Source organism: Rhodococcus sp. IEGM 1381 (genome assembly GCF_030056795.1).
Taxonomy (GTDB): Bacteria; Actinomycetota; Actinomycetes; order Mycobacteriales; family Mycobacteriaceae; genus Rhodococcoides.
This window is the reverse complement of record NZ_JASHKQ010000002.1, coordinates 26,770-50,689: the sequence shown is the minus strand read 5'-3', so window position 1 is coordinate 50,689 and position 23,920 is coordinate 26,770. Positions and strand designations below refer to the sequence as shown.

Here is a 23,920-nt window from a genome sequence, read left to right as displayed (position 1 = left end):
CGCCGCACTTTTTCACACCACTGCGGCGCAGCCGCATAGTCTTGCGGGATGAAGATTCGCGGCGCAGTACTCGAAGAAATCGGCCGATCTCGTCCCTTCGCGGACTCACATCCCATCACGATCTCCGACCTCGAACTCGGCTCGCCGGGTGAGGGCGAACTGCTCATCAGAATCGAAGCGGCGGGGCTGTGTCACTCTGATCTGTCGGTAGTCGACGGCAATCGTGTTCGACCGGTTCCGATGCTGCTCGGCCACGAAGCTGCAGGCCGCGTCGAGGAAGTCGGCGCCGGCGTCGACGACATCACGGTCGGAACCCGCGTCGTCATGACCTTCCTGCCTCGCTGCGGTGACTGCGCCGGGTGCGCCACCGACGGCCAGATGCCCTGCGTCGTGGGTAGCGCGTCGAACAACGCCGGCACGTTGCTCGGCGGAGGCATCAAATTGCACCGCGACGGTGCCGAGATCAAGCATCACCTCGGAGTCTCCGGATTTGCGACACACGCTGTTGTCAGCCGAAAGTCGGTGGTGCCGGTAGATGACGACATCCCAGCCGATATTGCGGCCGTCCTCGGGTGTGCGGTACTGACCGGCGGCGGGGCAGTGCTCAACGCAGGAACTCCGAAGCCCGGGCAGTCGGTGATGGTGGTCGGCCTCGGCGGAGTAGGCATGGCGGCGGTCCTGACGGCGGTATCGGTCGGTGCCGGTGAGGTGATCGGTGTCGACGGCGTCCCGGACAAGCTTTCCACCGCGACCGATCTCGGTGCGACACAGGTCTACTCACCCGCCGAGCTTGCAGAGAAAGGCATCAAGGCCGACATCGTGATCGAGGCCGCAGGTAACGCCCGCGCCTTCGAGACTGCGGTCGCGGCAACCGCTCCCGGTGGTAAGACCATTACCGTCGGACTTCCCGCGCCCGACGCACGGTCGTCCATCTCGCCCTTGGGCTTGGTGGCGGAAGCGCGCACGATCATCGGCAGCTACCTGGGCTCGGCCGTCCCGGCGCGTGATATTCCGACCTACGCCCAGATGTGGCGCGAGGGTCGGCTCCCCGTCGAGAAGCTGATCTCCTCGCGTATCACGTTGGACGAGATCAACCGCGGCATGGACGAATTGGCCGACGGTCACGCGATCCGTCAGGTCATCGTCTTCGACTGAGCATCAGCCGTGCGACGCCGTGGCCACCCAACGGCCGCGCTGCTTCGAGATCTCGATGGGATGATCGAAACAGACACTGATGTTGTCGGTGGTCAGCACAGTGTCGACAGCACCTTGCTTCAGTACTCTTCCGTTGCGGACCAAGAGCGCGTGCGTGGTCGAGGCCGGAATTTCCTCGAGGTGATGCGTCACCAGAATGCTGGCCAGGTTCGGGTGCTCGGCCCGCAGCGAGTCGAGCGCACTCAGGAGTTGTTCGCGGGCAGCGAGATCGAGTCCGGTGGCGGGCTCGTCGAGCAGCAACACCGCAGGATCGGGAAGCAGAGCGCGCGCGATGAGCGCTCTGCCACGTTCTCCCTGCGAGAGCGTGTGCCACGACGCATCGGCACGATGGGTGACCCCGAGGGACTCGATCAGCCGGTGAGCGCGTGCGACCTCGTTCTCGGTGGCCGACCACCGGGGAATCAGGTCGGGCGTGTTCGTCAGCCCGGTCAGCACCACCTGAAACAACGTCAGCGGAGCGTCGATCCTCAGCCTTGGATCGACGTGGCCGATGTGCGTGCGCAATTCCCGCATGTCCACCCGGCCAAGGCGATGACCCAGAACGTGCACGGCACCGTGGGTGGGATGGACGACGGCACCCAGCAAGCTCAGCAGGGTGCTCTTACCGGCACCGTTTGCTCCGAGCAACACCCAATGCTCGCCCTCGTCGACCCTCATCGTGGCGTCGCTGAGCAGGTATCGGCCCCCGCGCACCAGATCGACTCGGTCGGCGAACAGAACAGTGGACGTCACCGGACGACCGTAGCTGCCGGTGCGGACCACGGGGAAAGTAGGCTCTGAGGTCGGTAGGGCCTCGAGACGACGAAGAAACGAGTGTGGGTACGACGTGAGTGCAACGGCACCAGTTCGAGTAGGGGTACTGGGATCGCGAGGCAAGGTCGGGCAGGCGATCTGCGCCGCCGTCGAGGCAGCCGACGACCTCGAGCTCGTGGCAACCGTCGACCAAGGCGATCCGCTGGCGAATCTGGTCGACAGCGGTGCCCAGGTGGTCGTGGATTTCACCCATCCCGATGTGGTGATGGACAACCTGCAGTTCCTGATCGAGCACGGCATCCACGCCGTTGTCGGCACCACCGGTTTCGACGAGCCGCGGCTCGAACAAGTCCGCGAATGGCTGGCCGGGTCCCCGGAAACGGGAGTGTTGATCGCCCCCAACTTCGCCATCGGTGCAGTGTTGTCGATGCGCTTCGCTCAGCAGGCCGCTCGGTTCTTCGATTCCGTCGAGGTGATCGAACTGCATCACCCCAACAAGGCCGACGCGCCGTCGGGCACGGCGTATCGCACTGCCGCGCTGATCGCCGAAGCGCGTGCCGCCGCAGGCACTGCGCCCAGCCCCGATGCGACGACGACAGAACTGGACGGTGCACGTGGTGCAGACGTCGAGGGGGTGCGTGTGCATTCGATCAGGCTCGCGGGACTCGTTGCGCATCAGGAGGTTCTGCTGGGAACGCAGGGCGAGACGCTGAGTATCCGACACGACTCGCTGGACCGGACGTCGTTCGCTCCGGGCGTGCTCCTCGGAGTCCGAGAGATCGTGGCCCGACCGGGGCTGACCGTCGGTCTCGACCCGCTACTGGATCTGTGAGCTGATCGACTGTGAACAAAGCGACCAAAGTCGTCGCCATCATCGCGGTGATGGTGCTGATCCTCGGCTTTTACTTCTTTCTGCTGGGCCAGCGCGGAGTGACCCTGATCCAGAACGGCGGGGTAGCCAGTATCGCTCTGGGGATCGGGGTCATCCTCCTGCCGATCGTCGGATTGTGGATCGTGTGGGCGACGCTCAAAGCGGGCTTCGACCATCAGCGGCTGGCGTCACGCATGCGGGAGGAAGGCCTCGAACTCGACGTCGACGACCTTCCGCGGATGCCGTCGGGTCGGATCGAGCGCGATGCCGCCGACGAGCTGTTCCAGCAGATCAAGGCCGAGTGGGAAAAGGATCCGGACAACTGGCGAAGCTCGTACCGGCTTGCGCGGGCATACGACTATGCGGGCGATCGTGGGCGAGCGCGCGAGACCATGAAACGCGCGGTGGAACTGGAACGCGCAGAGAGCTGACGGTCGATGGCGCGTACTCTGCTGGTCGTTCATCACACTCCGAGCCCGCTCACTCGCGAGTTGCTCGAGGCCGTTCTCGCCGGTGCGCGTGATCCCGAGATCACCGGGGTGGACGTGCGCAGTGTGCCTGCTCTCGGCGCGACAGTCCCGGATGTGCTCGATGCCGACGGTTTCCTCTTCGGCACGCCTGCCAATTTCGGATACATGAGCGGGGCGCTCAAGCACTAGTATGGTCAATCAAAACATACATTGACCAACGTGATGACCTGCGAAAACGTGGGCATCCGAACTAGGGAGTGCCAACATGCCCGTCTACGTGACCACCACAACCTCTGCCCCGACGTTCTGGGGCCGCGACATCATCACAGAGGCTCAAGCGTTGGAACTTCTGGTCTACGCCGCAGGTGGTGGGTCAACTGTCTCTTACAAACAGGTTGACCACGGATATTTGATGGTCACCATCGAGGACCGTTCCAGCGAGCAGACTCAGAGCACCGTCCTTGTGTTCAAGCCTGCAACATCACAAGAGACCGAATTTGCCGAACATTTTCCTGACTTCGCGGACCTGTTGGGCAAGCGTGAACCGATCGAGCACAACGCAGAGCAGCTAACCGAAATCACGGACCCGACTACCGGTGATACCTACACGGACATCGTTGACCAGGATAACAACGTTGTGGACGGTTTTGTTCGTAAGCCTCAGGTGTCAGACCGCCAGGTTCCGAAGAAGAAAGATCAGTAGCGATGAAGGCGGCTATCTACTGCCGTATCAGCAAGGCCCGGAGGACCGATGAGGATGACGCGGACACTCTGGGTGTGGATCGGCAGGAATCGTTGTGCAGAAAGCTCGCAGCAGCTCAGGGTTACGACGTTGTCGATGTGTTCGTAGACAACGATCTGAGCGGTAAAGCGGGTGTGGTGCGTCCACAGTTCGAGGCTCTGAAAACGGCTGTATCGGACAACGGTATCGATGTGGTCATGGTCTGGAAAACGGATCGTTTGAGCCGGGACCGTATCGCTCTGCAACTCTTTTACGAGCTTCTGCGCAAACATGGCGTTCGATTGCATACCGAGCAGGAGGGTGTAATCACTCTCGATACCCCCGATGGTCAGCTCATGGCGGGAATCAGAGCAGAACTTGCACAATACGAACGTGGCGTGATTGCCGAACGTGTCAAAGCTCAGAAAACACAAGCAGCACAATCTGGTCGTGTCCTAGGTGGTAGATATCGTCTCTACGGCTATGAGGACAAGCACCGAACAAAGATCGATGCAGCAGAAGCCAAGGTCATCAAAAAAATGGCCAAGGATTATCTTGCAGGTAAGTCGATTCATTCGATAGCTCGATCTTTGAACGAGACAAATATTCCTAGCCTCAACGGTGCCAAGTGGATGACACAACAAGTCAAACGAATCTTGCGCAATCCTGCCTATGCTGGTTTGCGGGTGTTCAATGGCGAAGTTGTTGCAGATGGACAATGGCCGAAGATATTGGATTTGAGTACTCATCAGGCTTTGGTGGAAAAGCTCACTTCTTATCCCGCGCAAAACCGTGACCACAACCGCAAATATCTTCTGAGCGGTATTTTGTACTGCACATTGTGCAACACTAGGATGGTAGGCGGTAAGACAGCGTTCCCGTCGTATCGTTGTACGGTCAATCAAGGCGGTTGCGGCCGTTTGAGCCGAAATGCAGCAAAAGTCGATGCATTTGTATTGGAACTGACAGCCAAAGCTATTGCACGGTTACCGAAGGTGGAGCCTGAACGGGACACCAGCGAATTGGATGCGATCAATGCGGACATAGATTCTCTGAGCAATGCAAGAGCAGAGCAAATCATTCCTATGGCCGAATACATCAAGCAGTATCAGATTTTGAAGAAGAAAAAAGAATCTTTGGTCAAGGCGGCAGCTACGACAAAGTTACCCACCACAGATCCACAGAAGTTCCTTGATATGGATGACATCGATGTGCAGCGTGAAATCATCCGCAAATTCTTTCCGGCAATAGGGGTCAAGCAGTCACGTAAAGGTGTCAGGTTCAGTCATGACCAATTGAAGTTCGATTGATCAGCTGAGAAGTTGTTGAACTTTTGCGCTGAGTTCTTCTGTGTATTCAATGCGATCCAAGATGTTCTGAATGAATTGTTCTTTTGATTCTGTCAATGGTCATTAGCTCTCACTATCTTCGTGCCCCGGCACAAAGGCCGTGTCTTCCCCTTGAGCGTAGCGCAGCAGGCGAGCAGATGCGTCTAGCGCACCAAAGAATTGATAAAGGCTCTGAGCATCAAAGAAAGAATGGATGAAACAGCCAGGCTATCGGTTGGAATCTTTATGGAGAAAGATCAGCCATTACCCAAATGTGGGGCAGGCGCTCAGATCGACGCTAAGCCAAGAACAGCATCAGGCGCATACCTCAGCTAGGCTCGATCGGCACAATAAATCTGAGACCGTTTCTGCATGTCAGCGGCTCAGGAGATAAGCAAATTTATTCGGCAAATCGGGAACACTCAGCAGCATTCGAGCGTTGAAGGGGTATAGGCACCGAATGGACGCCTAAGCGCGGGGAGCGACAGAAATCCCGCGTGCATTTTTGCTATACTGATAACAGAGCTTCAACCACCGGGACCAGCGGCGAGAGGATGCACGAACTAAACTTTCTTTAGATATAGAGAATATCATGCCCCCGTGACTACTGGTCCTAGTCGCGGGGGTTTCTCTATATGAAAGAAAGAAGGACTACATGAATACATTAGAAAAAACGTTAGACAACTTTGAACTGATTGATGGAACAAAACTCAAGCGTATTGCGATTGAAGTATTTGGAGAGCAAAAGGCAAAGCATCTTATCAATGGTGGTTGGATCGTGCCGGGAACAGAGACTCAGACTGAACCGGGGAAGTGGCAGAAGAAACCTTTGGTGAGCTGGTCATCCGATGATGGATACTTTGTTGACTATCAGAAGCACATTGAGAACAACTATCTAATGAACGGGTTTGCAGCTCTAGCGGTCATATGCGGCCAAGAGTCGGGTTTCGGGGCCGTTGACTTCGATGATGCACCGATCATCGATCCTGAGACAATGCAGAACGCCAACGTGAAGACAGCTCGAAGCAATGGACATCACATCTGGTTCGAGAATCGCGGGGGATATTACAGAGGACAAACTAAGGGTTATGACATTCTTGCGGACAAATGCCTTTGCTACTTCTACTCGGAAGTTTCACCACGAGAAGTACTGAGCAACAAGATCGTCTTTACCATTGAGGAGATAGCTTCACGCAATCATCTTGATTTGAAACCTTGCATCAAGTCTTCTCCTTCTACCTTACCGTTAAGAATAGATGGTAAGAATATTGGTAAGAATGTAGGTAAGAATGTATATGAAACAGCAGTAGATGAGGCATCGTGCGTCGTGTTAAACACGACGCAGGCAGAGTCAGCGTTGGAGCGTGCCCACAGTCTCGGGTTCGACGTGAAGGTCGATTGGATCAAAAAGAACAGAATCAGCAGCATGAAAGGTGCAAAGGAAGGTAGGAGAAAAGATATGTTTTGGCATTACAGTTGTCAGTTCGTCTCATTGCAGATCGAAACAGGAGAATTAAAGGCGGCAGCTATGGCGGGGGGATTGACAGAAAGTGAAGTAGAAGAAGAATTAGAGTCTGCAAAACAGTATGTGGACCTGGGAATGTACATTCAGATCATCGATTACTGCATGGGATGGAGAGAAAGAGTCGATCAGCTCAAGGGCCTAGGCCAGGCGCAGCAGCAGGTCATCGAGTTCATCATGACAGCAGCGATTGAGCAGAACGATCTAGCTCCGTCCATCTCACAGCTCTATGTCGCTGAGCAGCTTGGATTGAAACAGCCGAACGTGAACGCGATTATGAAGTCACTTCATCTGGTCAAGGGCATAATTGTTCCGAAAGAAAACGGGTACAAACCGGGGAGCAGCCATAAGAATCCCTTCAACTATCAACTGAGTTGGGAGCGCCAGCCAATTAACAAGGTGCTCGATCACGACGAGTATCTGATGAAGATCAATGACGAGCGTAATGCTTGGCCTGAGCCGGTTCGATCAAATCCGGTCGAGGTGCTTAACACGACAACTGCGGAGCCTAGGACAGCAACCACGGTGATTAGCACCGCAACTAATGAAATATCCGACAGAGACAGACGCGAGTACACCAGATGGTTCTATGACAATGGCGGGGATGGATTGAGCCTCGAAGACTTCATTCAGAAATGTCATAGAGAAGCGAAAGAATTAGACTGGTAGATTTGCTATACTTAGGTTTCTAACATTTCAATGATTGTTGTTGGTTCCATCGCCCCGCTAGGATAACCCTTCATCTTAGCGGGGCACCTTCATAAAGTGATACAATTATGGTGAATCACTTCCCATAATGATTCAATCTGATTACGGTATTGCCTACCTCAAGTAATCAAATCCAGACCCCCTGCCGCTCTTATTGGTTTAGCCCGGCAGGGGGTCATTTCTATGCGCAGCAAAAGAAATATATCTTCAAAAATGGTATTATGGATAAGTAATGAAGAAGTGCGGTAAGTGTAGAGAAACAAAGCTCGATGAAGATTTCAGTATCCGTAAGGATTTGGCAGATGGACGTTTCCCATACTGCCTAGATTGCGTGCATGAGTACAACAGGGACTATTACCTGCGTAACGCTCAGAAGATCAAAGACAAGGCTAACGCCAGATACTCCACCGATGCAGAATACAGACGCAGACGTGCGGAGTACATGAAGGCTTATCGTGCCCGTAAGCGTGGTCAGCAATGAACTATGTCAAGGTTGAGAAGTTCAGTTGCAAAGTCCATAGGCTCGATGATTGCTCATGCGCGGCTAAAAGATTGTGGCTCATGCAGTGGGTGATCGAGGAATGAAGACGTGCTCAAGGTGCAAAGAAGCTAAGCCATTGGATGACTTCTACATCGGCAACAAGAACCACGATGGTCGTCAGGCTCGATGCAAAGAATGCTGTAAGAGTCAGAACAACTTGAATCGCGGCAGGTCGACGGCCAGAGCATCGTTTCACGTTTCGGCGGGGGATGAAGAGATAGAGCTTGAACTCATCGGTCTAATCAAACAGCTACAGCAGAGACATAGCGTCAAGATAAACGTGAGCATCAGAGCAGGCTTGATCGGCACATTTAGTGTGGTGCACGCATGAGCGATAAGCGTATCCATTCAGCGAAGTGGTCTCGATTAGCAAAGAAGATTCTCATACGTGACAGCTATGAGTGTGCAATCGATGGTTGTGATACCCCCGCGACTACGGTCGATCATGTTCGACCCTCATCGAAGTATCCCGAGCTGTTTTGGGATGAAGACAACCTTGTTGCAATGTGTGCCAAGCACAACTTCTCTAAAGGTGCCAGAGAAGCGGGGGAGACAAGAAATACCTGGTACAACCCAGACTGGTTTCCCCCTGATTACATCGCAGAGAAGATGAAGCAATGAAGATGGACGATGATTTAGCCAATTTGGCGGGGAAGATAGAAAGAAACAAAGATAGAGCCAACGAGATTAAAGCTTTGTTGGAAGAGTTAGAAGATAGATTAAATACATTGAGAGAAAGGGTAGAGCCGGAATAGATGATGAAGCAGTGTACAAAATGCAAAGGGACGAAAGGATTGGATAGCTTTCACAAGGGCAACAGCAAAGATGGATTGTCCTACTGGTGCAAGGACTGTCATCGTGATTACAGCTTGAACCGATACACAAAATCTACACGAGAACTACTGACAATTGAACAGAAGCGTGAGAACAAGCGCATAGCTAAGCAGATGCAGCGTGCTCAATGGTCAGAAGAACGTAGAGAGATGGAGAAGATCAACAAACGCTTACGTCGATACAATATCGATCTTGAGCGTTACCGTTCGCTCTACTCGAATAGCGATAGCCGATGTTATGCGTGCAATAGACCGGAGTCAGAGGTTGGGACATTGAACATAGATCACGATCACGATTGCTGTAGCTCAGCGTACTCATGCGGGGATTGTGTAAGAGGATTGCTGTGCAGTGAATGCAATACGTCTCTAGGTCTCATGCATGAATCAACAGATCGAATCGTTGGACTTATGTCGTATGCCATTCAGTACAGGCGCACGGGTGCAATGAATGGCCATGCATGGAAACGAATGGACACATCAGCTTCATGCAGGCCAATGAATAACCATGCATCGATGTATAGGGGTGCGTTTTTCCGAGGAGACGCCACGACCCCACAGAGGAGCATCTCTACTTTTCGTCGGCCTTTACGCCAAAGGTTACAAACGGTAATGAATGAACAGCAGAAACCATTCATGGGCACTGCATATTATGCATGGATCATGCATGAGCGCAGACGCAAACAGGCGCATTCGAGCGCACACAGAAGCAACAGAAAGGAATTGAATTGAGTTAATGCCGAAGAAAGATGTAAACGAAAACAGATTGAATCGCTTGAGCGAATATAGCTACGAATCAAGCGTAGATAAGTACGTAGAGAAGAACAAAGACTTCATCGATGATGATTGTCTGCCGTTGATCACTCAGCTCATCCATATCGCAGCAACCTTGGATGGAAAAGCAGAGGGTAACCGTCAGACCAGCGGAACTGTCATCAACGAGTGGCGCATGAGCTTCACAGCGCTTCAGAAGATGATTTTGGATGAGCGCCAGCGCCAGCATGACGCGAAAATCGCAGCAGAGCTTGCCGAGCAGGTCGACCCCGATGTCGAAGCACTAGGGGATTTCATCTAGTGCTTTTGCCTGCCGAGTACACCAAACCGCTTAGCGCCAACTTCACCAGCGCACTTACAGAGTCGGACATCGAGCGAGTCAATCGCTTCTACATGTTGCCGGGGCAATCGTTGGACCCTTGGCAAATCTGGTTGATGCGCTCTGTCCTCGAAACCTACCCACCAGATCATGCCGATGAGCGTCTACGAGGGAAGCTGCGATACCGCGAAGGTGTGCTCATCGAAGTACCCCGCCAGGTGGGCAAGACAACCGTTCTGGGTGCCTTGATGTTCCTGGGGTACCTCAAGTCAGCCAAACGAGGCCATGTGGTGAAGATGGGATGCGTAGCGAGCTCGGTTCAGCAGGCAACCATCTTGTTCGACCGCGTTGTGATGCCGATTCACCAGGTCGAGGCCCTGTCGAAGCGTCACACGGTCAACAGGCAACAGCGAACGTTGCGTCCTAGGGACAACGCGATCATGGCCGAACTCAAGGCTTACGCGACCGTACAGCCGAAGAATCTGCAATCGATCCCGTTCTCAGCGCCAGCGTCCATTGCCGTTGTGGTGGACGAAGTGCACCTCTTGGACCCTCAGGTCTATACGAACATGAAGATCGGTCTACAGGCTCAGCCGGATTCGATCCTGGTGGGCATCACATCAGCAGGTGACGAGCTGTCTACGCTCTTGCATCAGCTTGAGGCATACGGCACCGGAGCTATGCAGGGACTTCACGAGCGTTTCGGTTTCTTTCGCTACTACGCCCCGGAGACGATGGACGGGGAGTACCCGCTACGTAGCCGAGAGATGATTTCAGCCGCGAATCCTGCCGTTGAGTGTGGACGCATCCCGTTCGAGCAGGTGCTCGAAGAGACAGCATCGATTCCGGACCATGAGTACACCCGTTACATCTTGGGTCGTCACGGTCAGGCAGAGAATCTGTTCCTCCCATTGGCGATGTGGACCAAATCCGCTGGTCAAGGAGTGCCGGCGGATGCTCGTAGGGGAGCAGTGTTCGCCATTGACCGTACGGAGCACTGGGACTTCGCAAGCATCGTTGCGGCCAACATGGTCGACGGGAAGATCTGTACCGAGGTCGTTGCAACCATAAAAAATCCGACCACGGACAAGCTCACAGAGATCTGTAGACAGCTCTACCGCAGTCACAGAGGCATCTTTGTGATGGATGCGATCACTCTCAAAGAGCTACGAGTAAATCTCAGGGAGAAGTACCACCTTCCCGTTGAGTTCTACAACGTTCAACAGCTCGCACAAGCTACATCAGTAACCTTTTCACTCGCAGCTACCAATCGTTTGGTCCACAAGAATGATCCGGTGATGGTTAAGCAACGTGCGGTAGCTCTTACCGTTGCGTCGGGGGACGGGTACAAAATAAGCACCAAAGATTCTCCTTCTGATATCGATTCAATCAAATCAATGGCTATGGCCGTGCATTATGCAGATAGCAGAAACAGAGAGAAACTTCAAACAATTAGTGCGTAAATATGGTATAATTACTGTAACGATATGGGATATTTAGCTAAACTATTTGGGTTTGAAACACTAACGCCATTAGAAATACGAGAAGGTTCAGAAGGTTCTGCCGGTGGAGATAGTCCGCTAACCGGGATAATTCCTCCTGCCCGAAGTAATACATTGTTACATAAGCCAAGCGAATTGGTTCGCATCGACATTGTTTTCAGATCGATGCAGTATCTATCGACATTGGTTTCAGAGCTTGATCTAGAGACATTCGTGGACAATGAGAAGCAAGATAACTTGCCGCTCATCAACAAGCCCGATCCTTTCCAGTCTCGCAAAGCGTTCATTCAGGAGACTGTCTCGTCGATGGTTCTTCATGGTGAAGCATTCTGGCGTGTGACTCGAAATGCTCGCAATGAAGCTACAGCTTTGGAAATCATCGATCCCGAAGCAGTGACAGTCGAGAAGCGTAACGGCGTCATTGTGTACTTCATCGGTCAGTCGCAGATCAGACGTGACTCTATTAGGCATCTCAAGCTCAACAGAGTGCCGGGACAGCTCAGAGGTATGGGAGCCATTCAGGCCGCACCAGGAGTCTTCAGATTTGCTCTCATGTTGCAGGACTACATCGAACAGTTCTTCAACATCGGCATTACTCCACGAGGTCTGTTGACGACCAAAGATCACATCAACATCGATGATATGCAGGATGCGGCAGACGGTTTCATCAAATTCTTGAAGGACCATCAGCAACTAGCGGTATTACCGTCTGGTCTCGATTACAAGTCGATCAATCTCGATCCCAATGCAACCAACTTCATCGAAGTATTGCATGAGGTGAACTTGCAGCTATGTCGCTTGTTGGGTGTCCCAGCAGAGGCAATGGAAGCTCAGACGCAAAGCAGCACAACTTACCAGAACTTACAGCAGGCTAATACTCGATTCTTGCAGGGAACACTCAACAGATTCTTGGATGAAATCGAAGATCATTTCTCAGACCTATTGCCGGGTCGTCGTACGGTCAAGTTCAAAGAAGAAGACCTTTTGAGACTCGATCCAAAAGCTCAGCGTGAAGCAGAAAAGATCGACATCGAGAACGGCACAGTTACCGCTAACGAGATTAGAGCAACACGAGGATTACCACCTTTGGCCGTAGCGCCGGTGGAGCAGGACGATAAAAATAAGGAACAACCAAACGAAAATGGAGATTAGAGAACTATCAGGTATTGAACTCAGAGCAGAACAGCGCGAAGTCATCGGAATTGCGGTTCCGTATGACCAGGTAGCAGAGGTTCGCGCCGGGGGATACAAAGAGCGTTTCGAGTTCGGTTCAATCGCAGATCACAGCGAAGGACCGGTTTACTACCGTCACGATCATCAGGACAATGGTCTAGCTATCGGCTACATCAAGGAATCTACTTCTGATTCCAAAGGTCTCAAGGTTGTGGCGAAGATTCACAAGAACGCCAAGGGTGACAAAGTCCTATCTGATATTGCAGCAGGCAGAATCAAAGGTTTCTCTGTCGGTTTCGTGCCATTGGAGCACAGAGACGAAGACGGAGTTTTAGTAAGAACAAAAATAGATTTGCAGGAGATTTCTCTTGCGGAATTACCCGTTTATGCGGGTGCGGCTCTTTTAGAAGTACGCGAAAATAACAAGAAAGTAGATGATGAAGAAGATATGTCAGAAATCAATGACAAGCTTTCTAGCGATGTTACGGAGCTTAGAGAGACCGTATCCGAACTAGATCGCAAAATGAGTGTCCTCGAGACACGTGAGTCAAATGACTCATCAGCAGTAAAAGAATACCGCTCAGGTGGAGACTTTCTCAAGGCTCTAGCTACAGGCGCAGATGAAGCAAAGATTCAGGTACGTGCTTTCACAGGCGCGACAACTGTAGATGCGGATGCTATTCGTCCAGCTTGGGTTAATCAGACTCTCAAGCTCGTAGAAAAGCAGCGCATCGTAAAGAATCTCTTTGCGTCAGCACCATTGCCAGGCACAGGAAACTCAATCGAGTATCCATATGTAAAGACTGAAACAGGTGCCGTTGGCGTTCAGTCAGCAGAAGGTGCCGATCTGCCTTACCTAGAGCTAGTAATCGACACAGCGACAGCTCCCGTAGTTACTCATGGTGGCTACAGCTCATTGAGCCGTCAGGCTATCGAGCGCTCAGACGTTGCCTACCTTGAATCAGTTCTACGTTTCCAGGCTATCTCTTACGGAAACTCAACCGAATCCGCAGTACAGGCAGCGTTGGCCGGTGCAGCAGGAGTCAACTCTGTAGAGCTTGCAGGAGCGACAAACTCAGCGAAGACAGCAGCGATGTACCTCGAAGCGGTGATCGATGCGAAAGCAGCTATCGATGACAACTCCAAGGGTCTACAGGCCGACGTGATTTTGGTCAGCCGTGACGTTCACAAGAAGCTGTCACTTCTCGTGGATACAACAGGCCGTCCATTGTTCGTTCTCAATGGCGATGGTGTGAACTCATTCGGTTCAATCCCAGCAGGACGCCTCGCGGGTGTAATCGATAACACACCATTGGTTGTAGGAAAGAATCTGGCAGCAGGAACAATCGTTGTTGCATCAGCTCAGGCTCTTACATCTTACGAGTCACCAGGTGCGCCAGTTGCATTGCAAGATGAGAACATCATCAACCTCACAAAGGATTTCAGCCTTTACGGCTACTTTGCGGTTGCAGTGAACGACGCTAAGGGCATCACAAAGATTGTAGACGCGAGCTGATCATGAGCACCGACATATACGTAGATACATTCCTTGATTCTTACGACAACGTCGACGGCGTAACAGTTCAGATGTTCTCCGAGTTCGTTGGCATCACTGCCGATCAGAACGATGACCCGAATCTCAAGAGAAACTTGGATTCAGCGGGAAGCATGATCGATGCTTTTCTGGGTGTTCGTAAGTCGAAGGTTCCCGTACCTGTGTATATGTCGGTGCATCTCAAGGTGGCGCAGCAGCTCTACTTTGCGGATACCAAAGACACCAGCACATCAGGTCAGTACGGCCAGGATGGAACGTTCGTAACCGTACGTCCCAAAGATCCGATGCATTACGCCTACCCCATCTTACGCAAGTTCGTTGGGTGGTTCTGATGAAAAACGATCTTGGAGCAATCTACAACTACAAAGAGAGCATCGGTTTAGCTCTCGGGGAATTGGGTGTCGATGTTTACGGTACCGGCTACATCTTGGGCGGTGGAATGAGAAAGCAAGCTCCACCTTATGTCCAGATGTACCCAGCAGAGGATTACATACAAGTTGTCAATCCAACATTGGGCGAGAACGATTTCAGCATTGCAATTCGCTTGAATCTTTCGATAATCGCGGGGCCGGAAGACAAAGAGTCATCTATGCGTGACTTGGACGACCTATTGAAGAAGTGTTTATCGGTAGTCAGAAACTTGGACGATGTCGAGGTTACGAGTTTCGTTGCCATTGACAGAGACGGTGGACGACTACTTGCAGCAAACATTGCTTTTAGCAATGAATTAACTATTGAAGAAGGAGAATTATAATGGCGATTGCCAATGGAAAATTGAAGTCTATCTTTGCGCTACGCGTTGCGGGAACAGACTACGTGTCTGACATCACATCTTTCGATCTGACATCAGATGAAGCTGAAAGCGATTCAACTACATTTGCTGAGTACAACGCAGGTGCAAACCGTGCATGGACTTTGACAGTGAATGCAGCGTGGGACGGCGGTTCAGCAGGATCATTGCATGACTATCTATGGAACAACGCAGGAGCATCAGCAGCGTTCGATATTCAGCCTCATGCAGGTACAACAAGTGCAGCAAAGCCACGTTATACCGGTACGGTTCGTATTCCGAACAGACCGGATATTTCAGCGGAAGCTGGAACGGATGCGACTTTCGAGTTCACATTCGACGTGATCGGCACACCTAACAAGGTTCTTTCAGGAACTGGCGTTTAATCATGATTGACATCTCGATCACTGTCGAAGGTGCAGGAGAAATAATTGCAAAGCTAGGCGTTCTGTCCGGTTCATTGCATCAATTCTCCGGTGCTTTCGACAGGATCGGGACGTTAATGTTCGACAATGCAATCGATGAGGCACCCGAATTTACGGGAGCGTTGATCGGTAGTCATCGTCTCAGAAGCACGAACATGCAGGCAACCGTGACAGCAGGTGGCGGGGGACGTAGAAGTCATGGTGGTGGCATCTATGTAGCAGCTCAACACAATGGTGGTTTTGCCAGAGGCTCATATGGACCTCACCGAGTAGGACCAAATCCGTGGATGGATCGAGCATTGATTGCATCGACTCCACGAGCTATCGCAATTATCGAAGAAGAAGTAGACATCAAAATCAAACAAGCCGGACTTTGATCCGGGGAAATGGGAAAACAATGCAAGACTTAAAACTAATGGAACTAAACCTTATCGAGAAGCTTTCAGGTGAACGCATCGAGAACGATCATCACACATTCGAGTTCCAGGCAGCTATCGGATATGTCATCTCGATTCGCTCAAACAAAGAAGCTCGCAGCAGATCATTCGGTCTTCATCGTGAAGCTTTCGAAGAATACATGTGGGACACATCGGTCGAAGATTTGAACGAGGCAGCAAAAGAAGCTGGCTTCAGCAATGACGATGAGGACCCAGAAGTAAAAAAAGACTAGACATCGAAGACCAGCAGACCTTGGACAAACTCATGGTCTGCCGAGCCTTCAACATCGATTATCTGCGCATCGGTGAAATGAGTCATCGTGAGTTTCAACTCGCAAAGGCTTATGTAGAAGCAGAATACAACAACGGAAAGGAATAAGCGTATAACTCAATGGCCAATCAGGTAAAAATTCAGATCAAAGCTACAGCCGATACCGGAGCTATCAAGCAGGTTCAGGCGCAGCTAGCAGCTCTCAAAGACAAGAGGGTCAAAGTTCACGTAGACATCGATAAATCTTCGATGCGAGCTTTGGACGACCTCAAACGTAATCGCATCAAGGTCGAGGTTGATCAGGAGTCGATTCGTCAGCTCAGGGAGCAGACACAGCGTGTTCGTGTTGATCTGGACGAAGCCGGTTACAGAGGCCAGATTGAGACGCTCACCCGTCCCCGTGTGCAGACCGTGGTGGTTCGCACCAATGGACGTTCGGTTGCTACAACAGCAAGAACAATCAAGGCTCTTGGACGCACCATCCAGGGGACAACCGTTGCAGCAGCTTTGCTCGGTACAGCAGCTATCGGTCTGGGTTCCGCAGCAGTTGCCAGCCCCATAGCCTTAGCAGCGGCGTTCGGTGCAGCAGGTGTTGCCGGTGGAGCGCTCTCAACGGTCATCACTGCCGGTATCGCAGGTGGACTCATCGCGTCAGCGGCCAGGGCGCAAGAGGTACGTGACCACTTCAGCTACATGGCCAACGATGTCTCAACCGCCATGAAGGGCGTAACCCAGAACCTCGAACAGCCGTTGGTCCGTACCGCCACAGCTCTCGGAGCCGCCTTCTACGCGGTAGAGCCGAGCCTACGCAGAGTCTCTGGACTCACAGAGGGATTGCTCAACCAGTTCAACGACACCCTGCCTGCCATAGCGGACCAGGCAGGACCAGCATTCGAGAAGATGTTCAACGCCGGTTTGCCGGGGATGCAGAAGCTCATTGCCACGATGCCAAGGATCACAGAAGCATTCGGCAACTTCTTTCAGACCTTAGGTGACTCGCCAGAGGTTCAGAATCTCATTGCAGGGTTCATCGAAGGTATTCCCGGTGGTATCGAGTCGGTAGCTGGTTTCATCGACAAAGCAGCCAAAGGCTATTACAAGATCAAAGAGTTTTGGAACTCAGACGATATGAAGCCTATGCGCGAAGGTCTGGAACGTTTCGCTGAGAACTTCTCTAACATCGATTGGTCCCGAGCATCACAAGGTTTCAAGGACTTGATGAACTCAACCGGTGATCTTTTCGGAAACATCGATTTGCAGGATGCAGCAGATACTATCGGTGAGATTGCCGGTGGACTATCTAACGTTGTTGACTTCATCGATGGTATCGGTTTGAAGTCAGCTATCTTGGGTGGTATCGGTGCATTCATTGCCGGTGGCATCTTGGCGGCATTCGGTCGACAGTTCGCCAAAGCTTTAGCAGGTAAAATTGCCGGTGCGTTGTTGGGTGGAGCGATCACAGATGCAGTCGAGACAGTAGCAGATACAGTTTCAGATATTTTGGGTAATGCTATCGGCAATGCCATTGGAACAGGCATCGGAGCATTCCTGGGTAACCTAGCCGGCTCATGGTTAGCAGACCTATTCAAAAATGATGACTTCGATGTCAACGTGAACATCAAAGAGGTCAATTGGCCTGATGGTTCCGACTCATTGGATATCAAGGCAAAGATTTCATCGGTCGAGATGCCAGCAGACCTAGCAGCAGTCAACATTGTGGCCAAGATCAGCGGACTTGAAGGTCTGCCTACATCAGGTAATGCAATCGCTATCCCGGTGACCTACATCGATCCTGGTTTCGTAGCAGCAGCTCAGACCTTGAGTGTTCCGGTTGTCTATAGCGATCCAGGCTTTGCACCAGCTGCGGTTACGGTTCCGATTGTTTGGGGTCCATTACCCGAGATTCCAACTCCACCAGCAGTGACGGTGCCTCTTGAAGTGGACACCAGTGGCATTGCAGGTCAGATTTCGGGTGTCGCGATTCCATCTGTCGAAGTTCCCGTAACGGTCAACACCAGTCAGAACGGTAGAACTTTCTGGGACTTTGCGCGTGGATTCTTGGACAACGCTACAGCTCAGTTGGAAGCAATCGTGACCTTGAGCTATGAAGCTCCCGAGCAACCAACAATCCCACCGGTTGAAGTGAACGTGAACTACAAAACTGATGGTGTGACTTTGCCGGTTCCACCACCTGTGACTGTTCCGGTGAACTACACCATTCCACCTTTGAACATTCCGGTGCCGCCAGCGGTACAGGTTCCGGTCTCATTCAACATCGAAGCAATGAACATTCCGACTCCACCAGCAGTCAATGTTCAGGTGACCTCGAATGCATCAGCGGTTGCAGCAGAACTCAACGGCATTCCTAAGTCATTGCAGTCGACTCATACCGTGACAACCAATGCAGCAGCAGCAAGAGCAGAAATCATGTCATTGAACGGTTTGAACACTTCAAGTACGCACACCATCAACACAGTCAGAACCGGGGACACCGGAGAAGGAGCACCTAGATAATGAAAATGCCAACCAGAATCATCAACGGTTTCAACAGCGTCAAAGTTCAGATCGAGCAGCAGCGTGAAGATGTAGCGGTACCTGATGGAATTGCAATCAGCAACGGTATGTATGACAAGGATTTGTCTTACGATCTTCCCGCTTCTGCAACTGTACCTATGGGTATGAACAAAAACGGTAATCAGACATTGCCGTACGACACATGGCAGGACATCACCGGTTGGGTAGCTCGATCAGGCTTTGCGGGAACAGTCATCAGCAACAACGGTCTGGTTGTAGGCCAGGCGCAGAGAGCGAAGATCAGTGTTCGTTTGGCGTTGGTCGGTGGTATCTGGGTGAACTACTCATCAGCGGTACGAATCGTGGTCAATGGCGCGGTGGTGAAGACATCATCGAGTCACACAACAACCCTGAGCGGTAGCCATATTCTTGATGTCAAAGCGGGCGATGTCATCAAGATTCAAGTATGGACAAAGTTCTACAGCATGTTCTTTGGAGTCAGAAACAATCTATCGGTGACTCTGAGCGGGGGATCGAACAGCTATGTTTCCTTTGCCAAAGCTAAACCAGGTGTTGTTGATTTTGCCAATGATCTTGTCTTTGCGGAGGACACCAGAATCTATGAAACATCAACAGGCATCTACGTAATGCCCGATGGTAAGAAGAAAACTTTAGGAATGTCTCGTGTCACAGCAACATGGTCCGGTTCTACATCAACTGATGTGACGGTGAGAAAGGCATCAGGAACAGATTATTTGACACAAGTCGAAGTGGACGCAACACCATCAGGTGACAACAATGTGACCAAATATACATCGGTTAGCCTGGGTCCGATCTTGGCTCAGTCGAAGATTCCATATCCGGTGGAAGCGGGAATGCTTTTGAACTTTGGTGGAACTCTCTATGTGCGTAGAACAGGAACGCAGGAGCGAACAGAGGAAGATTTGGCTACCGCTATGAATGTGAGATTTGCAGTGTGGGGCAAAGGTAAAACATCGGATGAATACGGTGAGCATGATTTGGATTTGGAACTAGCTTTCTATGAATCTGCGTTGCAGACATCGGGAACAACCAGCCGCAGCATGATCACTTACACGGTTCCGGCTCAAGCAAACGATATTGTTGTGCCTGCAAATATCGATCAAGTCTATTTCGTTGCAACATTGAAACAGACTGCTGTGAACGAATACGCATCGGGAACATTCGAGAACAACGAACGTGCAGGTACAGCAGCAGCTTATTTCGGTACCAGCAATGCAGACCCTCTGTTCATCAAGGTCGAATTGCCGCAGTCGGAACAGAATACCTACAGGCATCCTTTGAGTGCAACAGGTGTTGCTTTGAAGAATCGCAAGTACTTCGAAAACATGATTAGACCGAAAGCGTTGACATTCTTCGGGAACAATTCAGCCGTATCTCTGGACATCTACACGTCAATCAACAAGGTTCGTGGCTCATTGATCGGCACATGGACTGCATCGGCGGGGGAGCGTAAGACAATCACGGTCGAATCGGCTACAGGACAGATCGAACTTGTTTCGTCAAATCCATTCTGGGTGGAGTCATGCAAAGCAATCAGCTATGACTCTCTCAATGAGACTCAGACAACTTTGGAGCGTATCGAGTGGAGTGATGTTAGCGATCCGGTCAACAACATCATTGCGGTCAGAAATGAATACGGCATAAGCAAGCTTCAGATAGCGTTCGTCTCCGATGAGCTTGCAGATTCTTCGCTTCTCATGCCGGGCAAAAGAGTACGACTTCTGATGAACCATTACGGCTCCAGCAAAGTTGCAAACGGTACAGCTAGCTACAACACAATCTTTACCGGGATGATCCGTGACTACAGAGTCAAGTTCGATTATCTCAATAAGCCGTTCATCGAAGTCACTGTCGAAGATGCACATAGGGCGTTGGCAGATACAGATGGAAAATATCTCTACGATCTGCCCGGTGAGTACGGTCCGATGCTTAACGGTCTGGGAGAGTCTTCCTTCATCAATGGCGTCGAAGTATCCGGTTCATGGAAGAACAAAACCGATAGCGCTAAGAATCAACCGTCTGCATTTGTTGACGGGATGAAGGTCGAAGAGTGCTTTGCAGCGGTCAGAAACTCAAACAAGGGTTTCGTGTATGTCGACAGATTCAATGCCATTCAGTACAAGTCATCGGTCAGCGTTGAACCTAAGCTTATTCTGTCCGATAGATACGCCACAGGTGACATCAGCTATTCACGATTGGACAAAGGCACCGACACAGAAGAAGTCATCAACCAGGTGAAGCCTAGTGAGTATCGTTTGGATTTGGAAGATCTGAAAGACAGAACTGTTGATTCGGAGCTACCCGCAGATATCGAACCGATTCAAACGTTCAACGAGACATCTCAGTGGTGGTACGACCAGCAGTCAATTCGTTCATTCGGTCCCAGAGAAGCCAACTTCACGGTTGTACGCGGGACCGGAAAGATGGAAGACATCAGAAATGAAGAACTAGGACCAGGTTTCCACGATTGGGCAGATGCAATCATGGACGATTACGTTCTAGCTAAGAACAAGATTTCGAGAGTGATGATCATTCCTGACAACTTCTATGACTTGAAGCGTCTGTCCGAGCTGGACATCTTCGATGCGGTCAAAATCATCTGGAAGAACGAGCAGCACACTTGTTTTATCAGAAAGATGGAATGGTCATTTGTTGATAATCATGTTCGATTAGAGCTGTACTTTACGAGAGAATCATCAGGTGTGGCATGGGTTCCCTCGATTGAAACAGTCATCATTGGCGCGGGTTATCAAGATATTTACAGCGACAGATATTGATGCGCTATTTTGATATACTTGAACTAACCCAGTAACCATGACTACTGCGAAGGTCTCAGCTTAGAACTTTCTATTCTTGTCCCCCTCTGTGTGTCATGGCCAGAGGTGGACATTTTTGTTTAGAAAGTAGTGAACATGGTTGAGAGTATGTAAGGCATGTAAAGTTGAGAAAGAGTTAGAAGAGTATCCGGTGCAGCAATCTTGCATCGGTGGTAGAAACCCTAGATGCGGAGATTGTCATCGTGAGCGCAGAAATAAGCGTCAACGCGATAGATTAGCCAATGACGAAGATTTCAGATTGAGGCGAAATTCGCAATGTCGCGGGTACGATAAAGCTCGACGATCAGACCCAATCAAAGCGGTAGCTGAGAAGACTAGAAAAAAGAGAAACAGTCGAAATCATAGATATGGTTTAAAAGAAGACGCGTTCTTGCAAATGCTCCAAGATCAAAATCACGGTTGCAAAATCTGTGGTGGTACGAACTCTGATGGTAGAAGTCTGCATATAGACCATAATCATTCGTGTTGTCCCGGTAGAACTTCATGCGGTCAATGCGTGAGAGGTTTGCTCTGTTCGGCGTGCAACGTAGCAATCGGGTTCATGCGCGACGATCCCCAGCGTCTACGAGCAGCAGCGGATTATCTCGAATCTTAAATGCATTGTTCCCGGTGGGTCTTACTCTGATCTGTACTTCGATATCTATTAGAAACTAAGAACTGTGACGGTTTTGAGGCGTGTCTGAATTTAGTTGTAACTTGATTCTGCGTTTCTTTTTTACTCCAGTTGCGATCTGTGCTTCATATATCAGTTGATCGTAAATTAGTCTCAATTTTGCTTCATCTGTCGTGTAGCTCTCAGCTGCCTTACGTATCGAGTCGATACTTTTCGTTGGGTCATTCAGGTAGTCGTTTACGAATGGAATAATGTTGTTGCCGTCGTCTGTTTTATTGAATTCGTAGATTTCTTCTGCCCTGGCATGCACAACTTTACTTCCGCATATGCTCAATATGATCATTTTTGAGTTCATTCCGTCCAGCGCTACAAGAAGTTTTTCGAGCTGAACCATCAATGCATCGCCTCGTGGAAAATTTGGGCCTAGCAGGTTATTTTTCGTGAGGTTGTATGAATCGGATTTTTCAATTAGTTCGGCAACCGCAGTGGTGATCGTTGTTCTTCGCCAATTCTCTAGGTCCCTTGTTTTGCTGGTCCGGTGAATCACGAACCAACCGATGAGGGCAACGAGCACAGCAGAACCAATGGTCCACCAGGGCGTTTTAGACTGCACAATGATTTCTTGAACCGGCGCTTGAGCTAGCAACATGTCTGAATCTTAAGTGCACCGGGTGTTCCTCTGGCACATCCCCATGTGGTGGTTACACCCGGTGCATGGCTAACGGTACGGCAAAACCGCTGGTCGCGACATACGGTTTGGGCGAACATAGAAGCACTTCTTCGACACGGTCTACTACCCATGCCTGGACGCCGTCGCCGGAAAGCCCTATGGCGCATGGATTCACGGCAACAACGACACCGTGGGTGCTGCACGCGGTGTCGAGACCATCGCGTCGGGCTGGGGATTGGAGAGGGTGTTCGGCACCCTGCACCTCGCCGACGGAGGTAAGGCGGCGCGCGAGCGCTGCTACGAACTGGGCGGCACGGTCTCGGCTGGCCTGTCCGACTGAAGAGTGCCGGCAATGCCCGTGGAGGAACCAGGGTTGACGCAGCCGGGCCAAGACCTCGAAGTCTGTTACGAAAACTCGAGGTCTGTTCCGAAAAACTACTGACTCAGTCGGAATCGGCGGGGGAGTGGGGTCGCAGAACGTCGTCGGCCGGGATCGACAACGGAATTTCCAGGAGCCGTTCCGGCCAACTCGGGTACGCGGGTCTGATCCACACTCGGTTGTCGTCGAGTTGCGTCATCAGCACCCGACGCCACTGCCAATCATCCTGCGGGGTGAGGAGATCGGTCTCTGACTGCAGAGGCAGTGGGGCTTTCGTCCAGTGCGGCAACGACAGTGATGCCAGTCCGCGTTCTTCCAGGGCGGCAATCGCGTCCTCCAACGACACACCCTGCGCAACAGTGATTCCCACCGGATTGACGGCATCGACCAGATATCCCTCGTCGTGTTCGTCGTGCGGAGTCGATCCACTCGAGCTGTGTACGACAGTCCACCCGATCACCTCGCCGTCCGAGGCCCGCTTCACCGGCAATCTGCTGCGCCACCGTTCGATATCCACTGTCCCTAGAATACGCGGCCTCGAGGATGCGCGGCTCGAAGAAGTGAGTTCGGCGAAGAAACTACGTCCGATTGTGAGCAGGCAGGGCGGTGCTCGTGTTTGACTGCAGGGGATTAGTCGATCTTTGTACCGCTCTCGATACC

The 23,920-nt window shown here is 51.5% G+C and carries 24 protein-coding genes and 2 pseudogenes; 23 read left to right on the top strand and 3 right to left on the bottom strand.

Annotated features, from left to right (window positions below; translation table 11 throughout):
- The first annotated feature begins 48 nt into the window (after window positions 1-48).
- Window positions 49-1,155: an alcohol dehydrogenase catalytic domain-containing protein gene (locus QM797_RS10220; RefSeq protein WP_283275428.1), complete on the top strand. Its 1,107-nt coding sequence runs from the start codon at window positions 49-51 to the stop codon at window positions 1,153-1,155.
- Window positions 1,156-1,158: 3 nt separating this feature from the next.
- Here the strand turns inward: QM797_RS10220 and QM797_RS10215 are convergent, their stop codons facing one another.
- Window positions 1,159-1,947, bottom strand: a complete 789-nt coding sequence (locus tag QM797_RS10215) for an ABC transporter ATP-binding protein (protein WP_283275424.1) — start codon at window positions 1,945-1,947, stop codon at window positions 1,159-1,161.
- Between the two features lie 94 nt (window positions 1,948-2,041).
- On the opposite strand from QM797_RS10215, the gene dapB reads away from it, so the two are divergent.
- The 21 genes and pseudogenes from dapB to QM797_RS26325 all read left to right on the top strand — a co-directional run bounded on the left by dapB (window position 2,042) and on the right by QM797_RS26325 (window position 22,193).
- A complete protein-coding gene (gene dapB, locus QM797_RS10210; protein WP_283275422.1) occupies window positions 2,042-2,800 on the top strand; it encodes a 4-hydroxy-tetrahydrodipicolinate reductase in 759 nt (252 codons plus the stop codon).
- 50 nt (window positions 2,801-2,850) lie between these two features.
- Window positions 2,851-3,270 carry a hypothetical protein gene (locus QM797_RS10205; RefSeq protein ID WP_283275789.1) on the top strand — a complete coding sequence of 140 codons (420 nt, stop codon included), beginning with the start codon at window positions 2,851-2,853 and terminating at the stop codon, window positions 3,268-3,270.
- A gap of 6 nt (window positions 3,271-3,276) precedes the next feature.
- Window positions 3,277-3,495 (top strand): annotated as a pseudogene (locus QM797_RS10200) (flavodoxin family protein); the annotation flags it as partial.
- Window positions 3,496-3,574: 79 nt separating this feature from the next.
- Window positions 3,575-4,012: a hypothetical protein gene (locus QM797_RS10195; protein ID WP_283275420.1), complete on the top strand. Its 438-nt coding sequence runs from the start codon at window positions 3,575-3,577 to the stop codon at window positions 4,010-4,012.
- Between the two features lie 2 nt (window positions 4,013-4,014).
- A complete protein-coding gene (locus QM797_RS10190) occupies window positions 4,015-5,340 on the top strand; it encodes a recombinase family protein (RefSeq protein WP_283275419.1) in 1,326 nt (441 codons plus the stop codon).
- 673 nt (window positions 5,341-6,013) lie between these two features.
- Entirely contained in the window at window positions 6,014-7,549 is a 1,536-nt protein-coding gene (locus tag QM797_RS10185; protein ID WP_283275417.1) for a hypothetical protein, read from the top strand.
- Window positions 7,550-8,456: 907 nt separating this feature from the next.
- Window positions 8,457-8,750: an HNH endonuclease signature motif containing protein gene (locus tag QM797_RS10180; RefSeq protein ID WP_283275415.1), complete on the top strand. Its 294-nt coding sequence runs from the start codon at window positions 8,457-8,459 to the stop codon at window positions 8,748-8,750.
- Window positions 8,747-8,884, top strand: a complete 138-nt coding sequence (locus tag QM797_RS10175) for a hypothetical protein (protein ID WP_283275414.1) — start codon at window positions 8,747-8,749, stop codon at window positions 8,882-8,884. Before QM797_RS10180 ends, QM797_RS10175 begins: the two co-directional genes overlap by 4 nt.
- On the top strand, window positions 8,885-9,691 hold the full coding sequence (locus QM797_RS26330) for an endonuclease domain-containing protein (RefSeq protein ID WP_502942308.1): 807 nt from the start codon (window positions 8,885-8,887) through the stop codon (window positions 9,689-9,691). It abuts the gene before it with no gap.
- Window positions 9,692-9,695: 4 nt separating this feature from the next.
- On the top strand, window positions 9,696-10,034 hold the full coding sequence (locus QM797_RS10170) for a hypothetical protein (RefSeq protein ID WP_283275412.1): 339 nt from the start codon (window positions 9,696-9,698) through the stop codon (window positions 10,032-10,034).
- Window positions 10,034-11,515, top strand: coding sequence for a terminase large subunit domain-containing protein (locus tag QM797_RS10165; protein ID WP_283275411.1), 1,482 nt, complete (start codon window positions 10,034-10,036; stop codon window positions 11,513-11,515). The genes QM797_RS10170 and QM797_RS10165 overlap by 1 nt, the downstream gene beginning before the upstream one ends.
- A gap of 24 nt (window positions 11,516-11,539) precedes the next feature.
- Window positions 11,540-12,706, top strand: a complete 1,167-nt coding sequence (locus QM797_RS10160; protein WP_283275409.1) for a phage portal protein — start codon at window positions 11,540-11,542, stop codon at window positions 12,704-12,706.
- A complete protein-coding gene (locus QM797_RS10155) occupies window positions 12,696-14,243 on the top strand; it encodes a phage major capsid protein (RefSeq protein WP_283275408.1) in 1,548 nt (515 codons plus the stop codon). The genes QM797_RS10160 and QM797_RS10155 overlap by 11 nt, the downstream gene beginning before the upstream one ends.
- A 2-nt stretch (window positions 14,244-14,245) precedes the next feature.
- Window positions 14,246-14,614, top strand: a complete 369-nt coding sequence (locus QM797_RS10150; protein ID WP_283275407.1) for a hypothetical protein — start codon at window positions 14,246-14,248, stop codon at window positions 14,612-14,614.
- Window positions 14,614-15,036 (top strand): hypothetical protein, encoded by a 423-nt coding sequence (locus QM797_RS10145; protein WP_283275405.1) that lies wholly within the window; start codon window positions 14,614-14,616, stop codon window positions 15,034-15,036. Before QM797_RS10150 ends, QM797_RS10145 begins: the two co-directional genes overlap by 1 nt.
- Window positions 15,036-15,458, top strand: coding sequence for a hypothetical protein (locus QM797_RS10140; protein WP_155292622.1), 423 nt, complete (start codon window positions 15,036-15,038; stop codon window positions 15,456-15,458). Before QM797_RS10145 ends, QM797_RS10140 begins: the two co-directional genes overlap by 1 nt.
- Window positions 15,459-15,460: 2 nt before the next feature.
- Window positions 15,461-15,874 (top strand): hypothetical protein, encoded by a 414-nt coding sequence (locus QM797_RS10135; RefSeq protein ID WP_283275404.1) that lies wholly within the window; start codon window positions 15,461-15,463, stop codon window positions 15,872-15,874.
- A 20-nt stretch (window positions 15,875-15,894) separates the two neighbouring features.
- Complete coding sequence (locus QM797_RS10130; protein WP_283275402.1) at window positions 15,895-16,167, top strand: hypothetical protein; 273 nt, start codon at window positions 15,895-15,897, stop codon at window positions 16,165-16,167.
- A 158-nt stretch (window positions 16,168-16,325) separates the two neighbouring features.
- Entirely contained in the window at window positions 16,326-18,719 is a 2,394-nt protein-coding gene (locus tag QM797_RS10125; protein ID WP_283275401.1) for a hypothetical protein, read from the top strand.
- Window positions 18,719-21,538, top strand: coding sequence for a hypothetical protein (locus QM797_RS10120; protein ID WP_283275399.1), 2,820 nt, complete (start codon window positions 18,719-18,721; stop codon window positions 21,536-21,538). The genes QM797_RS10125 and QM797_RS10120 overlap by 1 nt, the downstream gene beginning before the upstream one ends.
- A gap of 190 nt (window positions 21,539-21,728) precedes the next feature.
- Window positions 21,729-22,193, top strand: coding sequence for an endonuclease domain-containing protein (locus QM797_RS26325; protein ID WP_502942307.1), 465 nt, complete (start codon window positions 21,729-21,731; stop codon window positions 22,191-22,193).
- 55 nt (window positions 22,194-22,248) lie between these two features.
- On the opposite strand, the gene QM797_RS10115 is transcribed toward QM797_RS26325, so the two are convergent.
- A complete protein-coding gene (locus tag QM797_RS10115; RefSeq protein ID WP_283275397.1) occupies window positions 22,249-22,860 on the bottom strand; it encodes a hypothetical protein in 612 nt (203 codons plus the stop codon).
- Between the two features lie 121 nt (window positions 22,861-22,981).
- Between QM797_RS10115 and QM797_RS10110 the strand changes: the two are divergent.
- Window positions 22,982-23,221: pseudogene (locus QM797_RS10110) on the top strand (flavodoxin); the annotation flags it as partial.
- Between the two features lie 103 nt (window positions 23,222-23,324).
- Here the strand turns inward: QM797_RS10110 and QM797_RS10105 are convergent.
- Complete coding sequence (locus QM797_RS10105; RefSeq protein ID WP_283275395.1) at window positions 23,325-23,777, bottom strand: hypothetical protein; 453 nt, start codon at window positions 23,775-23,777, stop codon at window positions 23,325-23,327.
- Window positions 23,778-23,920 lie beyond the last annotated feature (143 nt).